The sequence below is a fragment of the Haloparvum sedimenti genome (assembly GCF_001462205.1).
In the GTDB taxonomy this organism is placed as follows: Archaea; Halobacteriota; Halobacteria; order Halobacteriales; family Haloferacaceae; genus Haloparvum; species Haloparvum sedimenti.
Window position 1 is genome coordinate 43,690 of sequence record NZ_LKIR01000033.1, and the last position, 7,005, is coordinate 50,694.

At 67.8% G+C, this 7,005-nt stretch carries 7 protein-coding genes and 1 pseudogene; 2 read left to right on the forward strand and 6 right to left on the reverse strand.

What is annotated here, in order from left to right; translation table 11 throughout:
* A partial coding sequence (locus AN233_RS01820) for a potassium channel family protein (RefSeq protein WP_245625955.1) occupies positions 1-1,414 on the forward strand: 1,414 nt, incomplete at its 5' end.
* A 33-nt stretch (positions 1,415-1,447) separates the two neighbouring features.
* Here the strand turns inward: AN233_RS01820 and AN233_RS01825 are convergent.
* The 5 genes from AN233_RS01825 to AN233_RS01845 all read right to left on the reverse strand — a co-directional run bounded on the left by AN233_RS01825 (position 1,448) and on the right by AN233_RS01845 (position 5,638).
* Complete coding sequence (locus AN233_RS01825; RefSeq protein WP_058365163.1) at positions 1,448-1,936, reverse strand: hypothetical protein; 489 nt, start codon at positions 1,934-1,936, stop codon at positions 1,448-1,450.
* 67 nt (positions 1,937-2,003) lie between these two features.
* Entirely contained in the window at positions 2,004-3,206 is a 1,203-nt protein-coding gene (locus AN233_RS01830; RefSeq protein WP_058365164.1) for a redox-regulated ATPase YchF, read from the reverse strand.
* A gap of 194 nt (positions 3,207-3,400) precedes the next feature.
* A complete protein-coding gene (queC, locus tag AN233_RS01835; protein WP_080508298.1) occupies positions 3,401-4,174 on the reverse strand; it encodes a 7-cyano-7-deazaguanine synthase QueC in 774 nt (257 codons plus the stop codon).
* Positions 4,175-4,265: 91 nt separating this feature from the next.
* Positions 4,266-5,183 (reverse strand): 7-carboxy-7-deazaguanine synthase QueE, encoded by a 918-nt coding sequence (locus AN233_RS01840; protein ID WP_058365165.1) that lies wholly within the window; start codon positions 5,181-5,183, stop codon positions 4,266-4,268.
* Positions 5,183-5,638 (reverse strand): 6-pyruvoyl trahydropterin synthase family protein, encoded by a 456-nt coding sequence (locus AN233_RS01845; RefSeq protein WP_058365166.1) that lies wholly within the window; start codon positions 5,636-5,638, stop codon positions 5,183-5,185. Before AN233_RS01845 ends, AN233_RS01840 begins: the two co-directional genes overlap by 1 nt.
* A 250-nt stretch (positions 5,639-5,888) precedes the next feature.
* Between AN233_RS01845 and AN233_RS01850 the strand changes: the two genes are divergently transcribed.
* Positions 5,889-6,287: a hypothetical protein gene (locus AN233_RS01850; RefSeq protein WP_058365167.1), complete on the forward strand. Its 399-nt coding sequence runs from the start codon at positions 5,889-5,891 to the stop codon at positions 6,285-6,287.
* A 146-nt stretch (positions 6,288-6,433) separates the two neighbouring features.
* On the opposite strand, the pseudogene AN233_RS01855 reads toward AN233_RS01850, so the two are convergent.
* A pseudogene (locus tag AN233_RS01855) lies at positions 6,434-7,005 on the reverse strand (site-specific integrase); the annotation flags it as partial.

Sequence of the window (7,005 nt, forward strand, 5' to 3'; positions counted from 1 at the left end):
GGTGACGGGGATCGGGCTGATCTTGACGGCGGTCGACGTGTTCGCGGTACCGTGGCTCCGGTCCGCGCTCTCGCCGAGCGCACCCACGCGAGCGCCTGAACGGTCGGGCCACGTCGTCGTGTGCGGTTACACGCCCCGGACCGCGGAGTTTCTGGAGGAGGTCGATTCCCGCGGTCGTCAGTGCGTGGTCGTCGAGCCGGACGAGGAGACGGCGATCGACCTCCACGAAGCGGACCGGGCAGTCGTCCACGGCGATCCGGAGTCACTCGAACCGCTGCGTGCGGCCCACGTCGAGGACGCGGCCGCGGTGGTCGTGGACGCGGGGGACGAAACGAGCGCGAGCATCGCCCTCGCGACGCGGGAGCTCGACTCGGACGTGCGCGTCGTGACGCTCGTCGAGGACGACGACGCCGCGGAGTACCACCGCATCGCGGGCGCCGACGAGGTGCTCTCTCCCCGCCGGATCCTCGGCGAGAGCCTCGCCCGGCGCGTCCCGACCGCCGTCTCCACCGCGGTCGACGAGGGCGTATCCGTGGGCGACGACCTCGAGCTGGTGGAGTTCGGCGTCGAGGAGGCGAGCGACCTCAGGGGACGGACGCTCGCCGGGGCGGGCCTCCGCGAACGGTACGGGATCGACGTGGTCGGCGCGTGGATCGACGGCGACTTTGAGAGCCCGGTCGACGCCGACCGTCCCCTCGACGCCGACGTGCGGCTCCTGGTCGCGGGTGCGCCCGACCAGATCGAGGAGTTTCGCGGGGCGATCACTCCGACCGTCCGGCCGCTCACTCCGCGAAAAGTCGTCGTCATCGGCTACGGACAGGCCGGCATGGCCGCGTCCGAGACAGTCGACAGCGTCGAAAGCGAGGTGACCGTCCTCGACATCAGGGACTCGGAGGGCGTCGACGTAGTCGGAGACGCGCGTGAGCCGGAGGTGCTCCGGGAGGCCGGCGTCACGGACGCCTCCGCGGTCGTGATCACGCTCAACGACGACACCACGGCCATCTTCGCCACGCTCGTGGTCCGGGACATCGCCCCCGAGTCAGAGGTCGTGGTCCGCGCCAACGACGCCGGGAGCGTCAGAAAGCTCCACCGCGCGGGCGCCGACTACGTCCAGTCGCTCGCCACCGTGAGCGGGCGGATGCTCGCCTCGACCGTCTTCGAGGACGAGGAGGTGTTGGCGGTCGACGAGCGCATCAACGTGGTGAAGCTCCCGGCGGGAGAGCTGGTTGGACGGACGCTCGCGGAGGCCGAGGTTCGCTCGCGGACGGGCTGTACCGTGCTGCTCGTCGAGCGCGACGGCGAGCCGATCCGACGACTCGGCGCCGACGAGTTCCGCTTCGAACGGGACGACGAGGTCGTCGTCGCCGGCACCGACGAGAGCGTTCGTGCGTTCGAGCGGACGTTCGGAGCGTGAGGCCGTCCCGCAGAGCCCCATCAGCCGACGACGCTACGGAGGCGACCCCGTCGGCAGCGCGAACACCAGCGAGAGGAGGAAGAACGGAACGGCAAGCGTCAGGGTGTAGAGCGTCGTCGCCCCGGCCACGGACGCCCACGTCCGCGGTCCGTATCCCGTCTCGTCCCAGTCGATCCCGAGTCGGGGGAGCCCGGCCGTCGCCGCCAGCGGGAGTCCGAGGAGGTACCCGACCCCCAGCCCGACGACCGCGTCGAGCATCGCGTTGGCCGTGGAGGCGGGCCCCGTCACGGAGGCGTTCAGCGCCGCGAGCACGCCGACCGACCACGGGACTCCGAGCCCGACGGTCAGGAGGACGTAGGCCGGATACGGTGAGTCAGTGGGGGGTACGGCCGCGAACAGCGCGCGGATCCGGCTGGACAGCAGAAACACCGCGGTCGGAACCGCCGCGAACGCGCCGGGGACGAGCAGCAGGAGCGCGGCCAGCGCGAGACCGGCCGCGGCGTCGAGTTGGAGGGGAAGCATGCGTCTACCGGCGGTCGCCGGCGACAAAAACGTGGGTGTGGAAGCCCGGTGGGACCGGTGTGGCGTGCTACGGCGCCGCCTGCTTCGTCGAGATCAGCTCGATCACGTCGCGGTGGGAGAGCTCGTGGTCCTTCGACACCTGTCGGTTGCTCCGGCAGTCCGTGCCGTGGAGCAGCCCCTCGCCGATGTCGGAGTGGATGTGGAACGCGAAGTCCTCCGTCGTCGACCCTTCGGGGAGGATGAAGCAGTCGCGGAAGACGCCCTTCTCGTCCTTGCTCCCGTTCGCGGAGCCGGGGAAGACCGCGATACAGTCGAGCACGTCGAAGACGGCTTCTTCGAGGGCCTGTTGAACCCCGGTGCCGCCGTAGTTCTCGACGAACTCCTCGATCTGCCGGAGGCCGGCCTCCTGCTCGTCGGAGACGTCCCCGACGATGTCGAACGCGTCGTCGCCGGCGGTGTAGTCGACGACGCCCGCCTCGGCCGCGTTCTTGAGCGCCTTCTCCGCGTGCGCGCTCGCGGGGACGAACGAGAGGTGGTCGTAGTCGGGATCACTCGTGATCGTCTCCCAGTTCTCCTGTGCTTCGGGCGTGTCCATCTTGTTCGCGGCGACGACCATCGGCTTCGTGCGCTTGCGGATCTCGCGGGCGAGCTCCTCGCGGTCCTCGTCGTCCCACGTCTCGGGGTCGAGGTCGAGCCCCTGCGCGAGGATGACCTGCTTCATCTCGTCCTCGCCGATGCCGAACGCGGACATCTGCTCCGCGAGGTCTTCCTCGATGGCGGCCTCGGCGCCGTGGTACTTGGTCTCGTACTTGTCGATGCCCTTGCCGAGCACGTCGAGGTACCACTGGTCGAGCTCCTCCTCCAGGAAGTCGATGTCCTCGCGGGGGTCGTGGCCTTCGGTCGCCTCGCCCTCGATGTCGGTCTTGCCGGAGAAGTCGACGACGTGGACGAGCACGTCGGTCTCGTTGAGGTCCGAGAGGAACTGGTTGCCGAGGCCGCGGCCCTCGTGGGCGCCGGGGACGAGGCCGGCCACGTCGACGAGCTGGACCGGGACGAACCGGGTGCCGTCCTCGCAGACGCCGACGCTCGGCGTACAGGTCTCGTCGAACTCGGGGGCGGCGCAGTCGACGCGGACGTACGCCTCGCCCACGCTCGGGTCGATGGTCGTGAACGGGTACGCGCCCTCCGGCACGTCGTTCATCGTGGCGGCGTTGAAGAAGGTCGACTTGCCCACCGAGGGCTTGCCGACGAGACCGATCCGGTAGCTCATTACCCGCGTTGCGCGACGGACGGTAAAAAGGCGTGCGAGAGATGCGGTGGTGTGGGGCACTGTCGCACGCAACGACGGCCGGAGCAACCTCACTCGAAGGTCAGTCGTCCTCACTCGAAGGTCAGTCGTCCTCACTCGAAGGTCAGTCGTCCTCACTCGAAGGTCAGTCGTCCTCACTCGAAGGTCAGTCGTCCTCACTCGAAGGCCGGCCGCTCCGCGTACGGGATCGGGTCGCGCTCGCCGACGTTGCGGAACGCCTCCAGTCGGAACGCGCAGGCGTCGCAGGTGCCGCAGGCCGGTTCGTCGTCGCGGTAGCAGGACCACGTGATCCCGTAAGGCACGTCGAGTTCCAGCCCGCGCTCCACGATGTCGGTCTTCGAGTCGTGGACGAACGGGACCTCCAGCGCGATGTCGGTCTCGGGTTTGGTCCCCACGTCGACCATCGTCTCGAAGGCCTCGAAGAACTCCGGGCGGCAGTCCGGGTAGCCGGAGTAGTCCTCGGAGTGTGCGCCGACGAAGACTGCCCCGCAGCCGTTCGCCTCCGCGTACGAGACCGCCATCGACAGCAGGTTGGCGTTGCGGAACGGGACGTAGGAGGTGGGGATCTCGTCGCTGTCGGGGTCGGCGTCCGCGACCGACATCTCGTCGTCCGTGAGCGAGGAGGCGCCGATACGGCTCAGGTGGTCGGTCTCGATGCGGAGGAAATCCGCGACCGGCAGCTCATCGCGCTCCGCGAGCGCCCGGGCGCACTCGTACTCCTTCGTCTCCGTGTTCTGCCCGTAGGAGGTGTGCAGGAAGTAGAGGTCGTAGCCGCGCGCGGCGGCCTCGTAGGCGGTCGTTGCGCTGTCCATCCCCCCGGAGACGAGGACGACGGCGCGCTTATCGTCTCCGTCAGCGGTGGTGTTCTCTTCGCTGAGTCGATCGTCGGTCGCGTTGTCTGAGTCGGTCGCGTTGTCTGAGTCGGTCATGGGGTCGTGTCGGTGGATGTCGTTCTGGTTCCGGTTCTGGTTCCGGTTCTGGTCCCGGTTCTTCTCACAGAGGATGGCCCGAGCGAACCGGTCACGTCTCCGGCGCGTCGTTCCACAGGTCGACGTGGAGCCGTGGGGTGTACCGGTAGCCGTGTTCGAGCGCGAGGTCCGCGACGACGCGGCGCGTCTCCGCGAGCCGCTCCCGGGTCTGCCCCTCCGGCATCAGCAGGACGCGGTCGTCCGGGAGGGCGGATCGGTCGGGAGTTCCGGAGACGGCGGCGTCGTCCGCGAACGCCCGCTCGTCGAGGCGGTCGCGCACGTCCGCGACCAGCGACTCGATCTCCGGCAGGTCGCCGGGCCCGGTGACGACGAACTTCAGCTGGGTGTGGTACCGGGCCGCGAGCGTCGCGAGCGCGTCCACGTCCAGCCGGTCCGCTTCGTGTTTCTCGGCCCAGCGCTCGACCTCTCCCTCCGAGGGCGCTTCCTCGTCGGACGCGGGGTCCGTCACCTGCCCGGGATCGACGCCCGCGGGCGGACGCTCGGTCGAGGGCGTCGAAGAGGCGAGCTTCGGACTCACGCTGGCGAGGTCGATGGGCGTCTCCGCCGGCGGGACGACCGTCCCGTTCGTCTCCACCGTCAGGTGATAGCCGCGGTCGTCCAGCGCGTGGAGCAGGTCGACCGCCGCGTCGTGGATCAGCGGCTCGCCGCCGGTGAGGACGACGTGGTCCGGGTCGCGGGCCGCGACCTCGTCGAGGATCGCCTCGCGGTCCATCCACGCGCCGGTCGGTTCCCACGACGTGTGGTAAGAGTCACAGAACCAGCAGCGCAGGTTACACCCGGAAGTGCGGACGAACGTCGATGGCTGGCCGGCGAGCGTCCCCTCACCTTGCAGCGAGGAGAACAGCTCGTTGATCGGGAGCGCGTCTTCCGCACCGTTCGATACCGACGCGGCGTCCGCGTCTGCACCGATCTCTGTGCCGGTCGCGTTCGGGTCGCTGGAGACCGGCATTACGGCCCGGCCCGAAGCTCGCCCGTCTCGCGGACCTCCGCCTCGACTGCGGTGACGGTGTTCGGAAGCCGGTCGCGGAGCTTCTCCTCTAAGAGCGCCGCCATCACCTCCGCGGTCGGTGGCGCCTCGAGGATGACCGTCCCGTCCGCGTCGCCCGCCTCCGCGAAGGCGTCGACGAGGGGGTCGCCCGCTTCGAGCAGGAAGCGATGGTCCCACTCCTCGATGGCGTCCGTGACCACGCCCTTGTCGACGACCCACCCCTCCTCGGTGAGCGCGCCGCGGACGGTGACCGTCACCTCGTAGTTGTGCCCGTGGGGTTGACTGCACTTCCCGTCGTGGTGCTGGAGTCGATGCCCGGCCGAGATGCGGATCGGTCGGTCGCTTCCGATGTGGATCGTTCGCTCCCCCGTGCGCTGGATAAGGTTCGGGGGATCGTTAGATATTCTCTGAGTCATACTGAATGCCTATCTGCCGATTACTTAAGCGTACGGTCTCGTCACGACCCTGAGTTGCACCGATTCTCTCCCGCTCCTCGGATTCGAATGGGTTGGATTTCGAGCAATAGAATTAAATAAATGCAGTCGTCAACTACGCCCGAAGTACTCGAATGTGGTCGCCCGCGCCGGGCGTGATGGGTCGCAGTCCCGTGGTGTGGACTCGTGTCGAAGATGCAAAGACACGTGGATATTCGGAGGCGAACCCAATATGTACGAAACCGGGACGAACGAACGAGGGGAGAGTGTACTGATAGGCGAAATCGCCGAGAACGGGCACTCGCGGGCGGTACTGTTCAGTGCCGAAACCGACTCAGTCGCCGACATCCTCGCTCGAAGCGATGCATCGCGGACGTGCCAGACGTACTACGATGAAACGTACGTTTTCCTTGCGCTCGACGACCGGGCTTCCGGCCCGGTTACGGTGATCGATCTTCACGATCCAGATGCACCCAGTCTCACGGACCCCGAAGGAACCCCGTTAGCCGAGGCGATTGCGGGCGATCCGACGACGGCTGTTCTGTTCAACGAGCGGATGTTTCACGGAGACATGGACACGATGATCGACCACGTGAAACACCTCGTTCTCGGATCGCCCTCCGAGAGATAGTGGAACGCATTCCGGATCTCCCGGACCGGATCGAGAAAGATTCGTCTCTCTCGGATAGCGTTCCGACGGAAAAGCCAGTCCGGCCTCCCCGTTGGGAACGGTTCTACTGTTCGTCGGCACGAGTAATCGGCTTGTGGTTGCGTTGCTCATAGGTCGAAGTACCTCCGGCGCTGGGCTGCTTTCTCGCGCTCGCTGCGTCGGTCGTAGTGCTTATCCAGAATGTCGTCGCTGGCGTTGAGGCGCTCCTCTACCGCCTTGCGCGGCTTGTCCTGTCGCTTGTAGGCGGTGACGCGGCCGCTCCGAACGTCGTGCGGCGACCGCGCCGACGGACACTTGCTCATCGATCCGTGGTCGGTCCAGTCGCAGGTGTCCGGGTCCTTGTCGTGCGGACACTCCTCACCGCGCCAGCAGGGCCGCGTGACGCGGTAAAGCGTGTCTCGGACGGTCGAGCGCGATACTCGGCCGTGGTTCGTCGTCAGCAGCGGTCGGCGGCCGTGGTCATCCTCGATCTCGATCCGCGGACCGTCGATGTAGTCGCGGACGATCTCGGCCGCGTGCTCGCTGATGCCGATCCACCGTTCCGCCGCTCCCTTGTTCTTGAGCGGCGTCTCGGTCTCCGGCCGGTGAGTGACGTGGATGGCCGGCCCCTCCCCTCGCGGGCGGTCGCCGGACAGGTCCAGGTCACCGATGTCGAGCCCGCGGATCGAGCCGGTCCGAC

Coding starts and splice junctions, on each gene's coding strand:
- AN233_RS01825 (WP_058365163.1), bottom strand. CDS start 1,936: ATGCTTCCCCTCCAACTCGACGCCGCGGCCGGTCTCGCGCTGGCCGCG.
- AN233_RS01830 (WP_058365164.1), bottom strand. CDS start 3,206: ATGAGCTACCGGATCGGTCTCGTCGGCAAGCCCTCGGTGGGCAAGTCG.
- queC (WP_080508298.1), bottom strand. CDS start 4,174: ATGACCGACTCAGACAACGCGACCGACTCAGACAACGCGACCGACGAT.
- AN233_RS01840 (WP_058365165.1), bottom strand. CDS start 5,183: ATGCCGGTCTCCAGCGACCCGAACGCGACCGGCACAGAGATCGGTGCA.
- AN233_RS01845 (WP_058365166.1), bottom strand. CDS start 5,638: ATGACTCAGAGAATATCTAACGATCCCCCGAACCTTATCCAGCGCACG.
- AN233_RS01850 (WP_058365167.1), top strand. CDS start 5,889: ATGTACGAAACCGGGACGAACGAACGAGGGGAGAGTGTACTGATAGGC.